We start from the raw sequence: 19,401 nt of genomic DNA, 5'->3' as shown, positions 1-19,401 counted from the left end.
CAGCGGGGGCGGCGGCATCGACGCCCGCGTCCCCGTCCGCCCCCTCGGGCATGGGCAGCGCGTCCGCGCCCTCCCCCGCCCGCGCCGGCGCGTCCTCGTCCGTATGGCGCAGGATGTCGCGGACCATAAGCTTCGGCTTGACCCTGCCCTGCCACCGCTCCGCGACCGCCTCGAACACGAGGTCGACCACGGAATCGCAGGCGCAGACCTCCTCGATGTCGGGCACGCGGAACATGATGGCGGGCACGCTCGACACGCCGTCGGTCGCGGTGAAGCGCATATGGTCGGCCGCCTTGCCCACGCAGAAGCGGTCGACCATGGTGACGCCCGTCGCCGCGAGGAGCGGCACCTTGTTGCCCTGGCCGAAGGGCTCGAGCAGCGAGACCTGCTCGATGGTCTCGATATCGAGCTCCGCGAGGTCGACCGTCGTGGCGATCTCGCCCGTGTCCTCGAACGCCTCCCCCGGCAGCTCCGAGAGGACGGCGTCGAGCCGGGCGCGCAGCTCGGGCAGGCGCTCCGCCGGAAGCGTCACCCCCACGGCGCCGGCATGGCCGCCGAAGCGCGTGAGCATGTCGGAGCAGCGCTCGACGGCGTCGAAGAGGTTCACGGAGCCCACGGAGCGCCCCGAGCCGCGCGCGACGCCGTCCTCGATGGAGAACAGGAGCGTGGGCACGTGGTAGCGGTTCACGAGCCGGCTCGCCACGATGCCCTTCACGCCCTCGTGCCAGCCCTCGCCGCCCACCACGATGACGCGGCCGCCGGTATAGGTCTCCTCCACCCGCTCGAGCGCCTCCTCGGTGAGCCCCGCCTCGATGGAGCGGCGCTCCTGGTTGGTCTCCTCGAGCCGGGCGGCGAGGCGCGACGCCTCGATGGGGTCGCGTTCGAGCAAGAGGTCGAGGGCGAGCGTGGGGTTCGCCATGCGCCCCGCGGCATTGAGCCGGGGGATGAGCGAGAACGAGAGGGCGTCGGCGGTGATGGTGGCGAGGTCCACGCGGCTCACGCTCGCGAGCGCGATGTAGCCCGGGCGCGCCGTGGCGCGCATCTGGGCGATGCCCTCGGCGACGAGCGCGCGGTTCTCGGGCGTGAGGAGCATCATGTCGGACACGGTGCCGAGCGCGGCCACCTCGAGGTAGCGCTTCCAGAGATCGGGCATACCGAGGCGCGCGCCGAGCACCTGGACGAGCTTGAGCGCCACGCCGGCGCCGGCGAGCTCGCGCGAGGGGCCGTCGGCGGCGAGCTTGGGATCGGTGAGCGGGATGCCCCGGGGCACGGCGTCCGACGGCTCGTGATGGTCCGTCACCGCGAGGTCGATGCCGCGGTCGCGCAGGTAGCCCACCTCCTGCTTCGCGGCGATCCCGTTGTCGACGGTCACGATGAGCGACGGGTCGCAGGAGGCCACCACGCGGTCGAGCGCCGCCTCGGTGAGGCCGTAGCCTTCGTCGAAGCGGCGGGGGATGAACGGGCGCACGTGCGCGCCGAGCTCGCGCAGCGCCTCGGTGAGCAGGCAGGTCGACGTGATGCCGTCCACATCGAAGTCACCGAACACGGCGATGACCTCGCCCGTGCGCACGGCGCGCTCCACGCGGTCGGCCACCTCGGCCATGCCGGGGATGATGAGCGGGTCCGCCCAGTCGCGGTCGAGCGAGGGGGTGAGGAAGCGCTCGGCCTCCTCGGCGGTCTCGATGCCGTGGGCCACCATGATGCGCGCGACGAGCGGCGCGACGTGCAGCGCCTCGGCGAGCGCGGCGGCGCGGGCGGAGTCTTGGCGGGCGAGCGCCCAGCGGCGCGTGGTCTTAAGCGATGCCATGGGGCATCACCGCCTGGGAGGCTGCCGCAGCGTACGGCATGGGTGCGACGGGGTTCGGCTGTGGGATGGGGCGGCACCCGGCACCGTGGCCGGCGTGCCCGCGCGCAAGGCTCTGCATGGCGAACGTCCTTTGGAAGAGACCCGCTGCGGCGGGTCGAGCTGTTGTTCGCCCTCTAGTATACGCGCCGTCCGGACACGTTCGCCCCAGAAGCGCCAATCCCCCGGTAGGCGGCGGGATGCCGCGCACGCTACCGCGCGAGCAGGTAGCGCACCTCATGGGGCGCGAGCTCGAGCGAGCCGTCGAGCTCGACCGGCTCCGCGCCATCCTGCGCGAGCGCGTCCTCGAACGCACCCGCCAGCTCCCCGGCATAAAGCGTCGCCGGCTCCGCCGCGGCGTTCACCGCGACGAGCACGCGTGCGGCGGACGCACTCTCAGACGCGTCGACCGCGCGCTCGAAGAGCAGCTGCTCGCTCGCGATCTGCACGTTTCGGTACCCGCCGTAGCAGAGCGCCCGCGCCGCGGGACGGAGCGCACCGTCCGCGTCACGCCCCGAGCGCACGTGCGCGAGTTGCCGGATCCAGGCGGTGAGGTCGTTTGCCTGCGGCGCCTCGAACGCCGGGCGGAGCGGCCAGTCGTCGGGCCCGCCCTTCTGGCCCGACGCGCCCCATTCGCTGCCATAGTACACGCAGGGGATGCCCGGCATGCCGAAAAGCAGGCCATAGGCCGGGCGCAGGCATTCAGGGTCGGAAAGGATGCTCGCGAGCCGCGTCACGTCGTGGTTGTCCGCGAACGAGAGCAGGTGCAGCCCCTGGTAGATGCACCACGGGTCGCCGCCGAACTGCCGATGGAGCGAGTGGGCGATCTCGAACATGTTGCGGGAATTGAAACTCGAGTACAGCCCCTTGTAGCACTCGTAATTCGTGCAGGAATGAAGCATCTCGTCGTTCACGATCTGGCGGTAGTCGCCGTGCAGCATCTCGCCGATGAGCGCGAACGTGCCGTCCCCCTCCGGCGCGTCCCACACCGGCGCTGCCGAGAGCTCGTTGGCGAGGGCGCGCAGGCGCCGCAGGAAATCGTGGTCGAGGAGGTACGCCACGTCGAGGCGCAGGCCGTCGATGGCGAATGTATCGCGCCAAGCCCGCACGGTCTCGAGCAGGTACTCCACGACCTCGGGGTTCCGCAGGTTGAGCTTCACGAGGTCGTAGGCGCCCTCCCAGCCCTCGTACCAGAAGCCGTCGCCATAGGCGGAGTCGCCGTCGAAGTTGGTGAAGAACCAGTCGCGATAGCGGGAATCCCAACCGTGCTCGCGCAGGTCGCGGAACGCCCAGAACTCGCGCCCCACATGGTTGAACACCGCATCGAGCACCACGCGGATCCCGTGGGCGTGGAGCGTCTCCACCACGAAGGCGAGGTCCTCATCCGACCCCAGGCGGCAGTCGACGTGCCGCAGGTCGCGCGTGTCGTAGCCGTGCACGCTCGATTCGAACACGGGGTTGAGCAGGACGGCGCCGATGCCCAGGCCCTCGAGGTAGTCCGCCCACTCCGCGACGCGCCGGATGCGCGGCACGCGGACGCCGTCGTTCTCGTGCGGCGCCCCGCACATGCCGAGCGGATAGATCTGGTAGAACGTTTCCTCATATGCCCACATGGCATGCCCTTCCCGAAATGACAAAATCCAGACGGGCTGGTTTTTATCACGAGCGCAGATAACGAAAACGCCGGGCGCGGCTGCTGCCACGACCCGGCGCCTTCCATCGTTTGGTTATCGAGGCTACTCCTCGACCAGCTCGAACTGATCGGGGCCGACGCCGCACACGGGGCAGACGAAGTCCTCGGGCAGCTCGGGGGTATCGACCTCAACCTCGTAGCCGCAGACGACGCACACGAACTTGTAGGTCTTCTTCTCGTCGCTCATGAGATGCTTCCTTTCCAAAAGCGCCGACGTACCGTCGCCGGCATCGTGATAGTAGTACCCAACCGTCGCGTTCTCATACGCTCGAATCGCCGGAAGCCGCGAATCCGGACGGGACGGCGCGGTGCTCGCAGGCGCACGCCAGCCCCGCGCACCCGCAGCTACGCCTGGTAGCTCGAGGCCTTGGGCGGCGTCTTGCCCTTGAGCACCGTGTGGTAGTAGCTGTAGGTGAGCGGCTCCTCGTCCGAGAGCACCTGCGCGTCCACCGCCTCGCCGATGAACAGGTAGTGCGTGCCCACGTCGACGGTGTCGATGAGCCGGCACGCGATGAGCGCGCACGCGTGCTCGGGCGCGTACGGGCTGCCCACCGCGGAGGTCTCGCAACCGTACTTCTCGAACTTGTCGTAGGTGTCGCTCGAGCGGAAGCCGAAGTTGCCGATATAGGGCATGTCCGCGGTCTTGTCGATGGCCGTCACCGCGAAGGCGCCCGACTGCGCGATCACGCGCGCCGTGACGTTGTCCTTGTTGACCGCGACCGACACGCGCGGCGGCTCCGCCGTCACCTGCACGGCGGTGTTGATGATGCAGCCCGCGCGCAGACCGTCCGCCTCGGCGGAAACGACGTAGAGTCCGTAGGTCATCTTGAAGAAAGCTGTGAGATCCATGGCGAAACCCCTTTCACGAAGCAACGGTTCGCACACGCTCTCATTGTAGCGCATCGACGCGGGCACGCGGCCGCGCCCGGGACGGCTCGGTGAACGGCCGCGGGCGGGCTAGCGGTTGCGCTCCTTGAGGGTGCGCTCGATCTCGCGCTGCATGTCGCGCTTCGCCATGTCGTCGCGCTTGTCGTAGAGCTTCTTACCGCGCCCCAGGCCGAGCAGGAGCTTCACGCGGCCGTCGGCGTTGAAGTACAGCTCGAGCGGTACGAGGGCGTAGCCGCGCGTGCGCAGCTTCACGTCGAGGTGGTTGATCTCCTTGCGGTGCAGCAGGAGCCTGCGGCGGCGGTCGGGGTCGCGGTTGAAGATCGAGCCGTTGCTGTAGGGGTGGATGTGCACGCCGATGAGCCAGCACTCCCCGCCGCGGATGACCGCGTAGGTGTCCGTGATCTGGCAGGCGCGCTCGCGCAGGCTCCGCACCTCGGTCCCCGAGAGCTCGATGCCGCACTCATACGTCTCCTCGATGAAGTACGCGTGGTGCGCGGAGCGGTTCTTGGCGATGAGCTTGCGCTCCTTACGACTCGGCATGCGCGGCCCCCTCCCCTGCGCCCTGCGACGCGGCCGCATCGGAGCCGGCGGCGCCCGCCTCCCGCTCCGAGGCGAGCTCGGCGTCGGACTCGCGGATGAGGCGGATGAGCGCCGAGCAGGCGTCCTCCCCCACGAGGTCGCGTGCGCGGAGCGTGTAGCGGGCCGCCGCGTCGCGGTCGCCCGCGTGGGCGGCGTCGGTGGCGCACATGAGCAGGCAGATGGCGATCTCGGCGTTCGGCTCGGCGGAGAGGCCCTGCTCGCCCAGGGCGCGCGCGGTCTCCTCGTCCGAGGCCTCGGCCGCATCGGGCGCCTCTTGCATGAGGCGCTCGAGCAGCGCGCGGGTCGCCTCCTCCCGCGGGGCGAACGCCGCGGCGCGCCGGGCGTACCCGGCCGCGAGGAGCGGCTCCTCGCGGTTCAGGAAGAACTGGCCGAGCGCCGCGCACGCGCGCCCGAAGAGCACGGCGTCGGCCGCGCGCTCGAGCACGCTGTAGGCGAGCGCGCCCCATTCGTCCTCGTCGCCGAGCACGCGGTACAGCTCGGCGAGGTCCAGGCGGTAGGCGCAGTTCATGGGATCCCAGCGCACGGCCTGCTTGAGCGCGTCACGCGCGAGGCCGTACTCGCGCTGGGCGCCGTAGGCGAAGGCGAGGTCGGCGTACACGCGGTCGAACGGCGCGTCCACCTGCACGAGCGTGCGCGGGTCGCGCTCCACGCGGCGGTACGCGAGGCGCTCGAACATGTCGGCGAAGCTGAAGAACTGCACCTCGTCGGTCGTGACGCAGGCGTCCTTCACGTAGTCCTCGACCGCGTCGCGCAGCTCGAGCAGCTCCGGCAGGGCGGCGTCGATGTCCCCCTGGCCCAGGTAGTTCTCAATATGGCGAATGCCCTCTTCGGTGACGGGCGCTTCCATCGCATGTCCTCTCGTCGGTGCCGGCACGGCACGCGCGTATATCCAATCTCTCAGTGTAGCGCACGGGGCGCGGCGACGAGCGCCAGATCGAGGTGGCCGCGCAGCTGGTCGGTCGCGCGCACCTCCACGACCACACGGTCGCCCGGGCGGATGCGGCGCCCGGTGGCGGAGCCCACGAGCGCGAGCGTGCGCTCGTCGAGGTCGAACCACTCGTCCCCGAGGTCGCGCAGGCGAATGAGGCCCTCGGCCTGCGTCTCGTCGATGCGCGCGAACGCCCCCATCGCGTCGACCCAGCTCACCGTCGCCGTGAAGCGCTCGCCGATCCGATGGGCGTAGTAGCGCGCCACCATGACCTTCTGCGAGGCGCGCGCCGCGGCGTCGGCCGCCCGCTCGCGCTCGCTGCACGTGCGGCAGAGCTGCGCCGCGAGGGCGCCGAAGCCCGTGGCACCCGCGCCCACGAGCGCACCGGCGCGGCGCCGAGCCTCCTGCGCGCCCAGGCGCTCGCGCGCGAGAGCGAGCTTGAGCACCCGGTGCACCATGAGGTCCGGATAGCGGCGGATGGGGCTCGTGAAGTGGCAGTACGCCGCCGCGCCGAGGGCGTAGTGCCCCAGGTTCTGCGGCCGGTACACCGCGCGCTGCATCGCGCGGAGCAGAAGCGCGTTCACGAGCTCGGCCTCCGGCGTCCCCGCCACGTCGGCGAGGGCGGCGCGCATCGCCGGTATCTCGCCCGCCGCGATGGCGAGCGCGCGCCCGCGGTCGATGATGCCGAGCTCCACGAGCGCGGCGGCCGCCGCCTGGAGGTGCTCCGGCGTGGGCGGCTCGTGCACGCGGTAGACGGCCTCGAGGTCGCGGCGGACGAGCCACGACGCCACGCATTCGTTCGCAACGAGCATGGCCTCCTCGACGAGCGCGGTGGCCGCCGTACGGTGCCGCGCCACGAGGTCGCGCGGCTCGCCGTCGGAGCCCATGAGCGCATGGACCTCGACGGTGTCGAAGTCGATCGCCCCGCGCCGTGAGCGCACCTGGGCGCGCAGGCGCGCGAGCTCATCGGCGAGGCGCAGCACTTCGCACAGGTCGACGCCCTCCTCCGCCGCGCGCGCCACGGCGTCCTCGGCCACACCCGCCCCGCCGTCCAGGAGCGCCTGCGCCTCGTCATAGGACAGGCGCACCCGCGAGCGCATGACGCTCGGATAGGGCACGGCGCCCTGCAGCCGCCCGCGCGCGTCGAACGTCATCTCGACCGTCATGGCGAGGCGGTCCTCGCCTGGGCGCAGCGAGCACAGGTCGTTTGAGAGGCGCTCGGGGAGCATGGGCAGCACGCGGTCGGCCAGGTACACCGAGGTCGTGCGCCGCCTGGCCTCGAGGTCGATGTCATCGCCCCAGGCCACGTAGTGCGAGACATCGGCGATGTGCACGGACAGGGCGAAGCCGCCCTCCGCGGTGCGGGAGATGGAGAGCGCGTCGTCGAAGTCGCGCGCGTCCACCGGGTCGATGGTGAGCGCGAAGCGGTCGCGCACGTCGCGGCGGAGCGGGTCGGCGAGCGCGCCGTCCACGTCGAGCACGAGCCCCTCCGCCGCGCGGAGCGCCTGCTCGGGGTAGGCGTCGTCCAGGTCGTAGCGCGCCATGACGGAGCGGATGCCCAGGTCGGGTGCGTCCGCGTCGCCCAGACGGCGCTCGATCGTCACGACGCCCGACTCGTGGCGGCTGGGGTACGAGACGATGCGCGCCCGCACCACGTCGCCCGTGCCCACGCTGAGGCGCGCGGGGGAGCCGTCGCTCGGCAGCACGAAGAAGTCCGCGCGGACGCGCGTGTCGAGCGGCCGCACGCAGCCCAAGGGCCCGACCGGCGAGAACGTACCCACCACCGCGGCGTGCGCGCGCTCGACGACGCTCTCGACCACCGCGCGCTTGCCGCCCTCGCGGCCGCGCTGCACGCTCACCGCCACCACGTCGCCGCCCATGACCTCGCGAAGCGATCGGCTCGCGAGCCTGAGCGTCCCCTCGGCGCACGCGACCTCGCCGCCCGCGTCCGTGAGGCGCACCGTTCCCGTCAGGCTCGGCCGCCGCACCGTCCGCGTGGGCTTCCGGTGCCCGCCTGCGCGCTTCCTATGTGCCATAGCTCCCCTCCTTTCCGCTCAAAGCTGGTACCCGTGTACCCGCGGGCGCCCTCCCCAAGCCCGCGGACGCAAAAGGCGTGCAATGCGCCGAAATCGCCACATTGCACGCCTGGACGTGTCTGTATGCCCGCGGGGCGTCGAGCTCGCCTGAGCCCGCGCCATCCCACGGAAGCGCCGGTGGAACCCGGTCCGCGCGCTACACCTTCAGGTAGCGGCGCATCGCGATGGCCGATCCGAAGAGGCCGATCACAAGGCCGACCACCACGAGAGCCGCGTACGTGGTGAGGTACACCTCGAGCGGGATGTTGAACGGCATCCAGCTCACCATGTTCTGCACGCGCGGCATGAGGAGGTTCCGCACGAGCTCGAGCACGCCGATGGCGAGGAGCGACCCCAGAAGCGCCTGGAGCACGCCCTCCGTGACAAACGGCCCGCGGATGAAGCCGTTCGACGCGCCCACCAGGCGCATGATGGCGATCTCGCGGCGGCGCGCCGTGATGGAGAGGCGGATGGTGTTGTTGATGAAGATGAACGCGATGAACGTAAGCAGCGCCACGAGGACGATGCACGCGATGCGGATGTAGCCGGTGATCTGGAACAGGCGCCCCACCATCTCCTGGCTGTAGAGCACGTCGTCGTCCGGGTTGCCCGTGTCGCTGATGGCCTGGAAGTCGGGGTCGTCCTTGATGCGGTCGGCCATGGCCTCGACCTGCGAGGAGTCGTCCATGATGATCTCATACGAGCGCGGCAGCGGGTTCTCGCCGTCGAGCGCCGCGAGCGTCGAGTCGGCGCTCGAGGACATGTTGGCGTACTCCTGGTACGCGTCCTCCTTCGTCTTGAAGTTGACGGAGGCGACGTTGTCCCAGCTCTCGAGCTTCTCCTTGAAGGCCTCGACGTCCTCGTCGGACGCGTCGTCCGAGATGAACGCGTTGATGGTCACGGTGTCCTCGATGGTGCCGATGGCAGACGAGATGAGCGCCGAGCCCACGATGAACAGGCCGATGATGAACAGCGACAGAAAGATGGTGATGACCGCGCCGAACGACGTCGTCCAGTTGCGGAAGAAGTGGCTGAATGCCTCGCGCAGCGAGTAGCCGATGTTAGAAGGCGCCATAGTTGCCGTAGCCTCCCCTCTCCTGGTCGCGGATGACATGGCCGGCCTCGAGCGCGATGACGCGGCGGTGCATGGAGTCGACCATCTCGCGGTCGTGCGTGGCGACGATCACCGTGGTGCCGGCGCGGTTGATGCGCTCCAGGAGCTTCATGATGCCGAGCGAGATGGCCGGGTCGAGATTGCCCGTGGGCTCGTCGCAGATGAGCAGCGGCGGGCGGTTGACCATGGCGCGCGCGACGTTCACGCGCTGCTGCTCGCCGCCGGAGAGCTGGTCGGGCGTGGAGTTCATCTGGTCCGCGAGGCCCACGAGGCGCAGCACCTCGGGCACCTGCGCGCGGATGACGCCGCGCGGCTTGCCGATGCACTCGAGCGCGAAGGCCACGTTCTCATAGGCGGTCTTGTTCGGCAGCAGGCGGAAGTCCTGGAACACGATGCCCATCTGGCGGCGCAGGTAGGGAACCTTGCGGTTGCGGATGCGCATGAGGTCCTGGCCCGCCACGATCACGCGACCGGACGTGGGCTTCACCTCGCGCATGATGGTGCGTAGCAGCGTGGACTTGCCCGAGCCGGAATGGCCGACGAGGAAGACGAACTCGCCCGGGTAGACCTCGAGGTTCACGTCCTCGAGTGCGGGCTTGTTCGGCTGCGCCGGGTAGATCTTCGTGACGTGTTCCATCACGATGACGGGCTCGACGCCCGCCTCGTGCGCCATCTTCTTGCGCGACTCGCCCACCGGCGCGAAGACCGAGGTGAAGTCCCCGCTCTCGAGCGCGGTGTTGAGCGTCGCGACCTCGTGGGCCTGATCCGCCCCCACCGCCGGCTCCGCAGGGTCGGGGATGGAGGGGATGGACGCCAGGGCGGCGTTCGTGCCCGCGGGGGCGCCGGTGGCCTGCGTGTGGCCCGCAGCCATGTCGCCCGGGGCGGGCGCTTCAGGCGAGGGCACGTTGGCGAACGGGCTCACCTGCGACGTCGGCATCTCGGGATGGTAGGCGAACGGATCGAGCTCCGGCGCTGCCGGCTCGGGCATCCCCGCGTCGGCTTGTGGATACAAAGGCGTTTGCGCATCCTCATCGGGCGAGGAATACGCGAAGTGGGAAGCGGTGCCCGGTGCGTTCGCTGCCGGTGCGTCCTGCCCATCTTCGACGGTACGGAAGTGGTTGCCCACTGCAGCTCCTTCGAGTCGTGCGTTTAAACTACATACGCGCTTATTCTAGCAGGAAGCACGAGGGCACACAGAATCAGCAGGGCGCGGGCGCGTTCTTCACCTTCCCACCTCCTTTGCTGCGCCGCGGGCGGGGCAACATGGCCGGTGGCCTTCACGCGAGTCTGCCTCCGCACGTGCTCGACCACACAAAAAGGCTCGCAGGACACCGCCCCACGAGCCTTTTCTTCTCTAGTAACTGCGCAGTGCTACCCAGTGCGCCAGCTGCCTACTTCCCCAGCAGCTCCTTCACGCGCGCGACGATGCCCGCCGCGTCGAGCTGGTAGTACGCGAGCAGCTCGGCGGCGGTGCCGGACTGGCCGAACGTCGTGAGCCCCAGGCGCGACACGGGGACGGGGTGCTTCTCGGAGAGCAGCTCCGTCACGGCCGAACCCATGCCCCCGTAGATGCTGTGCTCCTCGACGGTGAGCACGCGACCCGTCTTCGCGGCGGAGGCGATGATGGTCTCCTCGTCGAGCGGCTTCACGCTGAACACGTCGACGACCTCGGCGGAAATCCCTTCGGCCTCGAGCAGCTCGGCGGCCTTGAGGGCATGCGCCACCTCGACGCCGCACGCCATGATGGAGATGTCCGAGCCCTCACGCGGCACGCCCGCGAACGGCACGTCGCAGGTGAAGGTCTCGTCATAGACCTCGGGCAGGGGCTCGCGGCCCAGGCGCACGTAGAAGGGGCCGGGCGTCTTCGCCGCGAGGCGGATGGCCGCCACGGCGCTCGCGTAGTCCGCCGGCACGAGCACGCGCATGCCGGGCAGCACGCGCATGAGCGCGATGTCCTCGAGCATCTGATGCGTCGCGCCGTCCGCGCCCACGGTGATGCCGGAGTGCGTGGGGCAGATCTTCACGTTCAGGCCGGAATCGCACACGGTGTTGCGGATCTGCTCCCAGCAGCGACCCGTGCCGAACACGGAGAACGAGCCGGTGAAGACCGTGCGGCCGGTGAGCGAGAGGCCCGCCGCCACGCCGATCATGTTCTGCTCCGCGATGCCCACGTCGACCAGGCGGTCGGGGTACGCCGCGCCGAGCTTCGCCGTGGTGGTGGAGCCGCACAGGTCCGCGTCCACCGCCATGATGTCCATACCTTCTTCGACGAGCTTCACGAGCGTCTCGCCAAAGGCTGCGCGTGTTGCCTTCGCCATCGCTTACGCCTCCTTTGCCACGGCGGCGAGCGCCTCGGCCGCTGCATCGATCTCTGCCAGTGCCTTGGCCGCTTCCTCGGCATTCGGCGCGACGCCGTGCCAGTTGGCCTGATCCTCCATGAAGGAGACGCCCTTGCCCTTGATGGTGGGGCAGATGAGGGCGGTCGGCGCGCCGGTCGTGGCGACCGCCTCGGCAAGCGCGGCGCGGATGGCCGGGATGTCGTGGCCGTTCTCGAGCACGATGACGTTCCAGCCGAACGCGCGGAACTTCGCATCGATCGGCTGCACGGCGCACACGTCGCTCACGTGGCCGTCGATCTGCAGGTCGTTGCTATCGATGATGGCGACGAGGTTGTCGATCCCGCGGTGGCCGGCGAACATCGCGGCCTCCCAGTTCTCGCCCTCCTGCAGCTCGCCATCGCCGGTGAGCACGAAGACGCGCTGCGGATCGGAACCGTCGCGGGCGGCGTCGAGGGCGAGCCCCATGGCCATGCCGCACCCGATGGAAAGTCCCTGGCCGAGCGAGCCGGAGCAGACCTCCACGCCCGGGCAGAGATGGCAGTCGGGGTGCCCCTGCAGGCGACTGCCCAGCTTGCGCAGGGTGACGAGCTCCTCGCGCGGGATGTAGCCGATCTGTGCGAGGACGGCGTAGAGCGCGGGCGCCGCGTGTCCCTTCGAGAGCACGAAGCGGTCGCGCGCCGGGTTCTCCGGATCCGCCGGGTCGTAGCCGAGCACGCCGGAGAAGAAGAGCGTCGCCATGATGTCCGTCGCGGAGAGCGACCCACCCGGGTGCCCGCTGCCCGCCGCCGCGAGCATCTCGATCTCGTCGCGCCGCATGCGGTTCGCGATGAGCGCTATCTCCGCATCGCTCCGCGCGCACGCGCTCCTGAGCTGATCAGTTGCCATGTCCATCCCTTCGCATGAGAGGTCCCCCGGTGACGAGACCAATCATAGCAGGTGCGACGCGGAGCGCGGGGGCTCGACATTCCTGCATCATCTTTTCGCAATGGGTTGGTTGGGGACGTGTTCCTTTCAACCCCTTTTGCGCGTTCGCGACGGGGCGCCATTCCGATACACCGGCCGCTATGGGCTGAGAGAAATGGGTTGAAAGGAACACGTCCCCAATCAACCGTCCCCAATCAACCCATTCGGGTCGTACTCGTGCACGATGGTCTTCACGAGCGAGATCTCGTTCTTGCTCATGATGAGCAGGATCACCGGGCGCTCCTTGCCCGTGTAGCCGCCGCGCAAACGGGATGGACGCGAGGCGGCATATGAACCCCTTCGAACAAGACGCTTGAACAGACACCGACTAATAATTGCCTATATCAGATTATCGATCCGTGATACGACGCAACGCCAGCATCAACCATGGTAATAATATAAAATATTCTGTATATTTTTGGTATTCAATTTCACTATTTATTTGGAGCCACGATGCAGGCCAGCCAGGGAGAACAAAACCAGCACCGCGCCTCCGTGTTGAAGGCACACGTTATTCCCACGCTTGGCGCCCTCCTTGCATTTTGCGCTCTCTTCCTGCTCTTAACCGTTGCCTGGTTTCCCATGGCTGGAGAATCGTACCTCTGTGCGCGCTTTTTGCCCGACGGATCCCCTAACACGTACTTCCCCGATCTTGATGACATCGCGGGGGATCACTGGACCTCGGCTGACGCAACCACCTATGAGCACGGCGAGGTCGAAACGCGCGTGCGCTTCGACCGGCCGATCGGCGCGCAATACGGCATTTCGATATCGAGGGCGGACGGCTCGCAGGCGCAGATGCTCGGCATGAACCTCGCGGAGCAATGGGCGACGCCGGAAGATATGAACATCTTGAACCGCGCGCTCTTTGACGATGGCTCCGGTGTGCAAGCGTACGCTACCTCAATAGACGCGAACAAAGATGGCGGCATCACGTCCATGAGCCTCAATGAGGGCGGTTCCGACGAAGCAGCACCGCTCGCGTATGTTGTTATCGACTACGAACCCGGATCAGATCGCGCAGCGCGCATGGAAGGCACCTTCCGCACTCCGTCGGGGAGCGGAACAATGCAGGTCACGCGGACGTTCGAATACGTCAACGGAACCGATCTCATACGCGCCGTCGACACCAACGAAGAGGGCGATGTCGTATACCGCATCGAACGCGTGCAGGAGCCGGGCAGAACCATCACGACTACGCGCGATTCCACAGACACCCTCATCTCAACACAGGAAACGACCTATGGGATGTTCGGCGAGATCAGGACGCGCACCACCTATGACGGCTCGGGAAACCTCTTGAGCGCCGTAACGTTCAACTACCGGCTCTGGGAACATTACGCGAGCTTAGGGGGAATACTGTTCGCCCTGGCCTTTTCTGGCCTCAGCCTGACCATCGCGCTGGTGACAAGAAGGTCGCTCAAGCGAAGGCTCGACCCCGGCGGCGATGGCACGGTCCGCTAGTTCAGCCAGAGGGTTCCGCGGGCGCAGCGGATGAGCAGCGCCGGTACGCGCGGTATCCGCGCCAAAGCCCCGCGCGCCCCGGCAACCCCCTGGCGCGCCAGGTTCAACCCCACCCTCAGCGTATCGTGGGCTTAGACCGTGAACTCCTTGAAGCCGTAGCCGATGGCCTCGCTCACGTCCGTGATCATGATGATGGCGTTCGGGTCGTACTCGTGCACGATGGTCTTCACGAGCGAGATCTCGTTCTTGCTCATGATGAGCAGGATGACGGGGCGCTCCTTGCCCGTGTAGCCGCCGCGCGCCAGAAGCTCCGTGCAGCCGCGGTCGAGCTCGTCGAAGATGCCCTGCTTGATGTCCTTCCACGCGTCGGACACGATGAACGCCGCGCGCTGGCGGTTGCCGCCGTCCACCACCATGTCGACCACGTAGCCCATGATGACCATGGCGAGCGCCGCGTAAAGCGCGTGCTCGAGCGAGAACACCGGCGCGGAGGCGGCGCACACGGCCACGTCGATCGCCATGACCGTGGCACCCACGGGCAGCGACGTCTTGCGCGAGATGATCTGCGCGATGGTGTCCGAGCCACCCGTATTGGCGCCCGCGCGGAACACGAGGCCGTAGCCCACACCCGAGATGATGCCGCCCCAAAGCGCCGAGAGCACGAGGTCGCCCGAGACGCTCTCGAACGAGGCCGCGAGCGGCATGAGCGCATCGCAGAAGAAGCCGAAGAGCACGAAGCCCGTGATGGTCTGCACCATGTAGCGCGTGCCGCCCGTGCGCATGACGAAGAGGAGGAGCACCGCGTTCATGACGATAGTCTGGAAGCCGACGGGCAGGTAGATTCCCTGGCGCGACGCGAGCTCCGCGATGATGGTGGCGAGACCGGTGAGGCCGCCCGCCGCGAGGCCGTTCGAGACCATGAACGCGTCGACCGCGAACGCCGCGATGGCGCACCCGGCGGCGATGAGCGGCACGTCGCGCCAGAACCGCGACCGGATGACGCGCTTGACGTCGACGTGTTTCAGGTTCATACGGGAAGCCATGTGCCCGTCCCTTCTGCGCACGGCCTCCGCTCGCGCGGCGCGCCGCCGTACCTCAACAGGCGCATGGGTTCCGATAGTACCGGAAGGATTGTAGCACGCTTGGCCGCTCAGTTATAACGACTTGATACGTCTTACCACCATGTAAAATAACCCCTGGGGTAAATTTACATGGCTAGGCTTCTGCTTCTGCGTTGCCCGTGGCCCAGCGGTGGTAGCCGATGACGAACGGGTCGAGGTCGCCCTCCTCGAGGACGCCGTCCACGTTCGAGGTCTCCACGCCGGTGCGCAGATCCTTCACCATCTGATACGGGTACAGCACGTAACTGCGGATCTGGTTGCCGAAGCCGATCTCGGTCTTGGGGCCGCGGATCTCGTCGAGCTTGTCCTCGCGCTTCTGGAGCTCGAGCTCGTAGAGACGCGCCTTTAGGATCTGCATGCACGCGGCCTTGTTCTGGATCTGGCTGCGCTCGTTCTGGCAGGTCACGACGATGCCCGTGGGCAGGTGCGTCACGCGCACGGCGGAGTCGGTGGTGTTCACGCCCTGGCCGCCGGGGCCGCTCGCGTGGTACACGTCCACGCGGATGTCGTCGGGCGCGACCTCGATGTCGATATCGTCCGGCAGCACGGGGATGACCTCGACGCCGGCGAACGTGGTCTGCCGGCGCTTCTTCGCATCCGTGGGGCTGATGCGCACGAGCCGGTGCACGCCCGCCTCCGCGCGCAGCATGCCGAAGGCGTCCTTGCCCTCGACGGTGATGGTGGCGCGGTCGATGCCGATCTGCTCGGCCGCGGGGCAATCGTTCACCGTGACCTTCCAGCCCTTGCGCGCGCAGTACTTCATGTACATCTTGAAGAGCATGAAGGTCCAGTCCTGCGCCTCGAGGCCGCCCTGCCCCGGCTTGATGGTGAGGATGGCGTCGCCGTGGTCGAACTCGCCCGTGAACCAGCTCGTGAGCTCGAGGGCGTCGACCGCGCGCGCGAGCGCCGCCGCATCCTGGGACGCCTCGGCCACGAGGTCGTCCGCGCCCTCGTCCTCACCGAGCTCGGAGGCGAGCTCGAGCGCGGCGCGAGCGTCCGCGAGCTGCGAGCGCGCGCCGTCCACGGCCTCGACGTCCCCGCGCGCGGAGGCGAGCTCAGCCATGAGGGAGCGGGCGCGCTCGGCGTCATCCCAGAAGCCGGGCGCCGCGCTTAGGCGCTCGAGCTCGTCCACGCGGCCGCGCTTCTCCTCGATGTGCAGGTACGCCTCGACCTCGGCGAGACGGCGCTCCAACGCGTCGAGCGCGTCGGGCGTGATGCTCTCCACCTCGGTCATCAGCGGTTCCTACCGTGGCAGTTCTTGAACTTCTTGCCGCTGCCGCAGGGGCACGGGTCGTTGCGCCCCACGTTGGCGTACGGGTCGCCGCTCTCGGCCTTCACGTAGGTCTTCACCGCGCCGCGCGCAGGGGCGGGCGCGGGGCCGGCCGCGTTCGCCGCGGTCGCGGCAGCCTGGCGGCGCAGCGTCGAGGAGCCGGAGTCGCCGTCGACCTCGCTGGGGCCGGAATAGGTGGCTGAGCGGAGCGCGCCGGCCTCGGCATCGCCCTGGGGGCTCACCGGCGCCTGGCGGACCTCCGTGCGCAGCACCGTGCGCAGGTAGTCCTCGTACATCGCGCTCACGAGCGCGCCGAAGGCGGCGTGCGCCTCGGAGCGGTACTCGGTGAGCGGGTCGCGCTGGCCGAAGCCGCGCAGGCCGATGCCCTGCTTGAGGTAGTCCATCTCCTGGAGGTAGCTCATCCAGCGCGTGTCGATGACGCGGAGCATGACCTGGCGGTCGAGCTCGCGGATGAGGTCCTCGCCCAGGCGCTCGGCCTTCTCGTCATAGCAGGTGCGCACAAAGTCGAGCACCTCGGCCGCGAGCGCGTCGGTGTCGGCGCCCTCGAAGCTCGGGGCGTCCGGTCGGCCCGTGAGCTCGACGACCCACCGGCGCAGGCCGTCGAGGTCGGGGTCGCCCGCGTGCTCGCCGCCGCAGAACTCCTGCACGCCGCGCGCGACGGTGTCCTCCATGACCTCGCTCGTGTGCGCCGCGAGGTCCTTGCCGTCGAGGATGCGGTTGCGCTCCTCGTAGATCTCCATGCGCTGCTTGTTCATGACGTCGTCGTACTCGAGCACGTTCTTGCGCATGGAGAAGTTGATGTTCTCGACCTTGCGCTGCGCGCTCTCCACGGCCTTCGACACGAGCTTGTTCTGGAGCGCCATGTCGTCCATGTCGGCCGCGGACATGAGGCCGGAGAGCTTCTCCACGCGCTCGCCGCCGAAGAGCCGCATGAGGTCGTCCTCGAGCGAGAGGTAGAACTGCGTCTCGCCGGGGTCGCCCTGACGGCCGGAACGGCCGCGCAGCTGGTTGTCGATACGGCGGCTCTCGTGGCGCTCGGTGCCGATCACGCACAGGCCGCCCGCCGCGACGACCTGCTCGTGCTCGCGGGCGCACAGCTCCTTGGCGCGCTCGAGCTCCTCGGCGTAGGCCGCGGCGAACGCCTCCTCGTAGCCTTCGGCCTCCGGGTCGAGCCCGCGCGCCTCGGCGTTCTCGCGCGCCAGCTCCTCCGGGTTGCCGCCGAGCAGGATGTCCGTACCACGGCCGGCCATGTTCGTCGCGATGGTCACGGCACCCAGGCGGCCGGCCTGCGCGACGATGTGCGCCTCGCGCTCATGGTACTTGGCGTTGAGGACCTCGTGCTTGATGCCGCGCTTGGACAGCTCGCGCGAGAGGCGTTCGGAGCTCTCGATGGACACGGTGCCCACGAGCACCGGCTGGCCGGCGGCGTGGCGCTCGGCCACATCGTCCACGACGGCACGGTACTTCGCGTCGATCGAGCGGTAGATGAGGTCGTCGTGGTCGACGCGGATGACCGGTTTGTTGGGCGGGATCACCTGGACGGGCAGCTTGTAGATCTCGCGGAACTCGGCGTCCTCGGTAAGGGCGGTACCCGTCATGCCCGAGAGCTTGTCGTACAGGCGGAAGTAGTTCTGCAGCGTGATGGTGGCGAGCGTCTGGTTCTCCTCGCGGACGAGCACGCCTTCCTTGGCCTCGATGGCCTGGTGCAGGCCGTCGGAGTAGCGCCTGCCCTCCATGATGCGGCCGGTGAACTCGTCGACGATCTTGACCTCGCCGTTCGTGACCACGTACTGCTGGTCGCGATGGAACATGTATTGCGCCTTAAGCGCCTGCTGCAGGTGGTTCACGAGCGAGCCGGAGAGGTCGGCGTAGATGTCGTCGATGCCCAGGCGCTTCTCGATCTTGCGCAGGCCCTGCTCCGTGGCGGCGATGGTGTGCTTGGCCTCGTCCATCACGAAGTCGCCGTCGGGCTCGGGCGCAGGCTCGGGCGAGAGCGGGTCGCGCACGACCTCGGGGGCGCGCTTCAGGCCGCGCACCGCGCGCGCGAAGTCCTTGTACGTGCTCGCCGAGCGCGTGCCCGCGCCGGAGATGATGAGCGGCGTGCGCGCCTCATCGATGAGGATCGAGTCGACCTCGTCCACGATGGCGTACGCGTGCCCGCGCTGCACGCGCTGGCCGGCGCGCAGCACCATGTTGTCGCGCAGGTAATCGAAGCCGAACTCGGAGTTCGTGCCGTACGTTACGTCCGCGGCGTACGCGGGGCGCTTCTGGTCGAGCGGCATGCCGTTCTGCAGCAGACCGACCTCCATGCCCAAAAAGCGGTAGATCTGACCCATCCACTCGGAGTCGCGCTTGGCCAGGTAGTCGTTCACCGTGACGATGTGCACGCCGGTGCCGGGGATGGCGTTCAGGTAGCCGGCGAGCGTGGACACGAGCGTCTTGCCCTCGCCGGTCTTCATCTCGGCGATCTGCCCCTCATGCAGGGTCATGCCGCCAATGAGCTGGACGTCGAAGTGGCGCAGGCCCGTGCTGCGCCGCGACGCCTCACGGACCGTGGCGAACGCCTCGGGCAGCATGCTATCGAGCGACTCCCCGTTCGCGTAGCGCTCGCGGAAGAGCACGGTCTGGTGCGCGAGCTCCTCGTCGTCCATCGCTTCGTATGTCGGCTCGAGGCTGTTGATGCGCTCGACGATCTTCTGGTAGCGCTTCAGCTCCTTGTCGGAACCCACGGAGAGGAGTTTAGAGAAAAAACCCATGTAACGTTCCCTTTTTTCACGCGTCGAAACCAGACACCGACGGGCGGGACCGCGCCGAGGCGGGCATGCGGCTTCGACAGACATGTTAAACCCGCACTACTGTACCCGTTCGAGCTGCGGGGGTGAGCTGAGATGCGCATGCGCACGCAGAAACCACGGGTGGGCGGGATGCGCCGCGCGCAGGCGGGGCGGCGCGGGACCACGGGGCTGCACGACCGGGCGGGCAGCGGCTTCCGCGACGGGAAGCGGCGCGCTCGAGCCCCGATACTGTGCGGGATTCGCCGGGCGGCCGGTACAGGCCGTTCGCAGCCGAATACGACCTGCGG

General features: G+C 68.6%; 16 protein-coding genes. 1 reads left to right on the top strand and 15 read right to left on the bottom strand.

What is annotated here, in order from left to right; all coding sequences use genetic code 11:
• The 12 genes from recJ to B5G02_RS04740 all read right to left on the bottom strand — a co-directional run.
• Positions 1–1,807, bottom strand: a 1,807-nt coding sequence (recJ, locus tag B5G02_RS04795; RefSeq protein ID WP_094335385.1) for a single-stranded-DNA-specific exonuclease RecJ, incomplete at its 3' end; no start/stop codon positions are given.
• A gap of 248 nt (positions 1,808–2,055) precedes the next feature.
• A complete protein-coding gene (locus B5G02_RS04790; RefSeq protein WP_094335384.1) occupies positions 2,056–3,456 on the bottom strand; it encodes an alpha-amylase family glycosyl hydrolase in 1,401 nt (466 codons plus the stop codon).
• Between the two features lie 123 nt (positions 3,457–3,579).
• Positions 3,580–3,723, bottom strand: coding sequence for a rubredoxin-like domain-containing protein (locus B5G02_RS04785; RefSeq protein WP_019239494.1), 144 nt, complete (start codon positions 3,721–3,723; stop codon positions 3,580–3,582).
• Between the two features lie 158 nt (positions 3,724–3,881).
• Positions 3,882–4,385 (bottom strand): flavin reductase family protein, encoded by a 504-nt coding sequence (locus B5G02_RS04780; protein ID WP_094335383.1) that lies wholly within the window; start codon positions 4,383–4,385, stop codon positions 3,882–3,884.
• A 108-nt stretch (positions 4,386–4,493) separates the two neighbouring features.
• Positions 4,494–4,964 (bottom strand): SsrA-binding protein SmpB, encoded by a 471-nt coding sequence (smpB, locus tag B5G02_RS04775; RefSeq protein WP_019239496.1) that lies wholly within the window; start codon positions 4,962–4,964, stop codon positions 4,494–4,496.
• Positions 4,951–5,871, bottom strand: a complete 921-nt coding sequence (locus B5G02_RS04770; RefSeq protein WP_094335382.1) for a hypothetical protein — start codon at positions 5,869–5,871, stop codon at positions 4,951–4,953. Before B5G02_RS04770 ends, smpB begins: the two co-directional genes overlap by 14 nt.
• A gap of 50 nt (positions 5,872–5,921) precedes the next feature.
• Positions 5,922–7,988, bottom strand: a complete 2,067-nt coding sequence (locus B5G02_RS04765; RefSeq protein ID WP_094335381.1) for a ribonuclease R family protein — start codon at positions 7,986–7,988, stop codon at positions 5,922–5,924.
• 196 nt (positions 7,989–8,184) lie between these two features.
• Positions 8,185–9,102 (bottom strand): permease-like cell division protein FtsX, encoded by a 918-nt coding sequence (ftsX, locus tag B5G02_RS04760; protein ID WP_019239499.1) that lies wholly within the window; start codon positions 9,100–9,102, stop codon positions 8,185–8,187.
• Positions 9,089–10,267 (bottom strand): cell division ATP-binding protein FtsE, encoded by a 1,179-nt coding sequence (gene ftsE, locus B5G02_RS04755; protein WP_094335380.1) that lies wholly within the window; start codon positions 10,265–10,267, stop codon positions 9,089–9,091. Before ftsE ends, ftsX begins: the two co-directional genes overlap by 14 nt.
• Positions 10,268–10,532: 265 nt before the next feature.
• Positions 10,533–11,459, bottom strand: coding sequence for a transketolase family protein (locus tag B5G02_RS04750; protein WP_094335379.1), 927 nt, complete (start codon positions 11,457–11,459; stop codon positions 10,533–10,535).
• A gap of 3 nt (positions 11,460–11,462) precedes the next feature.
• A complete protein-coding gene (locus tag B5G02_RS04745; protein ID WP_094335378.1) occupies positions 11,463–12,365 on the bottom strand; it encodes a transketolase in 903 nt (300 codons plus the stop codon).
• 219 nt (positions 12,366–12,584) lie between these two features.
• Positions 12,585–12,710 carry a DUF2179 domain-containing protein gene (locus B5G02_RS04740; RefSeq protein ID WP_094335377.1) on the bottom strand — a complete coding sequence of 42 codons (126 nt, stop codon included), beginning with the start codon at positions 12,708–12,710 and terminating at the stop codon, positions 12,585–12,587.
• A gap of 186 nt (positions 12,711–12,896) precedes the next feature.
• Here B5G02_RS04740 and B5G02_RS04735 point away from each other — a divergent pair, with 186 nt between their 5' ends.
• Positions 12,897–13,907 (top strand): hypothetical protein, encoded by a 1,011-nt coding sequence (locus B5G02_RS04735; RefSeq protein WP_094335376.1) that lies wholly within the window; start codon positions 12,897–12,899, stop codon positions 13,905–13,907.
• 131 nt (positions 13,908–14,038) lie between these two features.
• On the opposite strand, the gene B5G02_RS04730 is transcribed toward B5G02_RS04735, so the two are convergent.
• The 3 genes from B5G02_RS04730 to secA form a co-directional block, all read right to left on the bottom strand.
• Positions 14,039–14,950, bottom strand: a complete 912-nt coding sequence (locus B5G02_RS04730) for a YitT family protein (protein WP_094335375.1) — start codon at positions 14,948–14,950, stop codon at positions 14,039–14,041.
• Positions 14,951–15,122: 172 nt separating this feature from the next.
• Entirely contained in the window at positions 15,123–16,262 is a 1,140-nt protein-coding gene (prfB, locus tag B5G02_RS04725) for a peptide chain release factor 2 (protein ID WP_094335374.1), read from the bottom strand.
• The gene (secA, locus tag B5G02_RS04720; RefSeq protein WP_094335373.1) at positions 16,262–19,075 is read right to left on the bottom strand and encodes a preprotein translocase subunit SecA; all 2,814 of its coding nucleotides are present in this window, start codon (positions 19,073–19,075) and stop codon (positions 16,262–16,264) included. Before secA ends, prfB begins: the two co-directional genes overlap by 1 nt.
• Positions 19,076–19,401 lie beyond the last annotated feature (326 nt).

This window comes from [Collinsella] massiliensis, from assembly GCF_002161605.1.
Classification (GTDB): domain Bacteria; phylum Actinomycetota; class Coriobacteriia; order Coriobacteriales; family Coriobacteriaceae; genus Enorma.
The sequence above is the reverse complement of the archived record's forward strand: the minus strand, read 5'-3'. Positions and strand labels throughout refer to the sequence as shown.

Bases quoted from the DNA above. Each gene is read 5' to 3' on its own strand.
- secA (WP_094335373.1), bottom strand. From the start codon at position 19,075: ATGGGTTTTTTCTCTAAACTCCTCTCCGTGGGTTCCGACAAGGAGCTG.
- B5G02_RS04750 (WP_094335379.1), bottom strand. From the start codon at position 11,459: ATGGCGAAGGCAACACGCGCAGCCTTTGGCGAGACGCTCGTGAAGCTC.
- B5G02_RS04785 (WP_019239494.1), bottom strand. From the start codon at position 3,723: ATGAGCGACGAGAAGAAGACCTACAAGTTCGTGTGCGTCGTCTGCGGC.
- smpB (WP_019239496.1), bottom strand. From the start codon at position 4,964: ATGCCGAGTCGTAAGGAGCGCAAGCTCATCGCCAAGAACCGCTCCGCG.
- B5G02_RS04780 (WP_094335383.1), bottom strand. From the start codon at position 4,385: ATGGATCTCACAGCTTTCTTCAAGATGACCTACGGACTCTACGTCGTT.
- ftsX (WP_019239499.1), bottom strand. From the start codon at position 9,102: ATGGCGCCTTCTAACATCGGCTACTCGCTGCGCGAGGCATTCAGCCAC.
- prfB (WP_094335374.1), bottom strand. From the start codon at position 16,262: ATGACCGAGGTGGAGAGCATCACGCCCGACGCGCTCGACGCGTTGGAG.
- B5G02_RS04735 (WP_094335376.1), top strand. From the start codon at position 12,897: ATGCAGGCCAGCCAGGGAGAACAAAACCAGCACCGCGCCTCCGTGTTG.
- B5G02_RS04730 (WP_094335375.1), bottom strand. From the start codon at position 14,950: ATGGCTTCCCGTATGAACCTGAAACACGTCGACGTCAAGCGCGTCATC.
- B5G02_RS04745 (WP_094335378.1), bottom strand. From the start codon at position 12,365: ATGGCAACTGATCAGCTCAGGAGCGCGTGCGCGCGGAGCGATGCGGAG.
- B5G02_RS04765 (WP_094335381.1), bottom strand. From the start codon at position 7,988: ATGGCACATAGGAAGCGCGCAGGCGGGCACCGGAAGCCCACGCGGACG.
- B5G02_RS04790 (WP_094335384.1), bottom strand. From the start codon at position 3,456: ATGTGGGCATATGAGGAAACGTTCTACCAGATCTATCCGCTCGGCATG.
- B5G02_RS04770 (WP_094335382.1), bottom strand. From the start codon at position 5,871: ATGGAAGCGCCCGTCACCGAAGAGGGCATTCGCCATATTGAGAACTAC.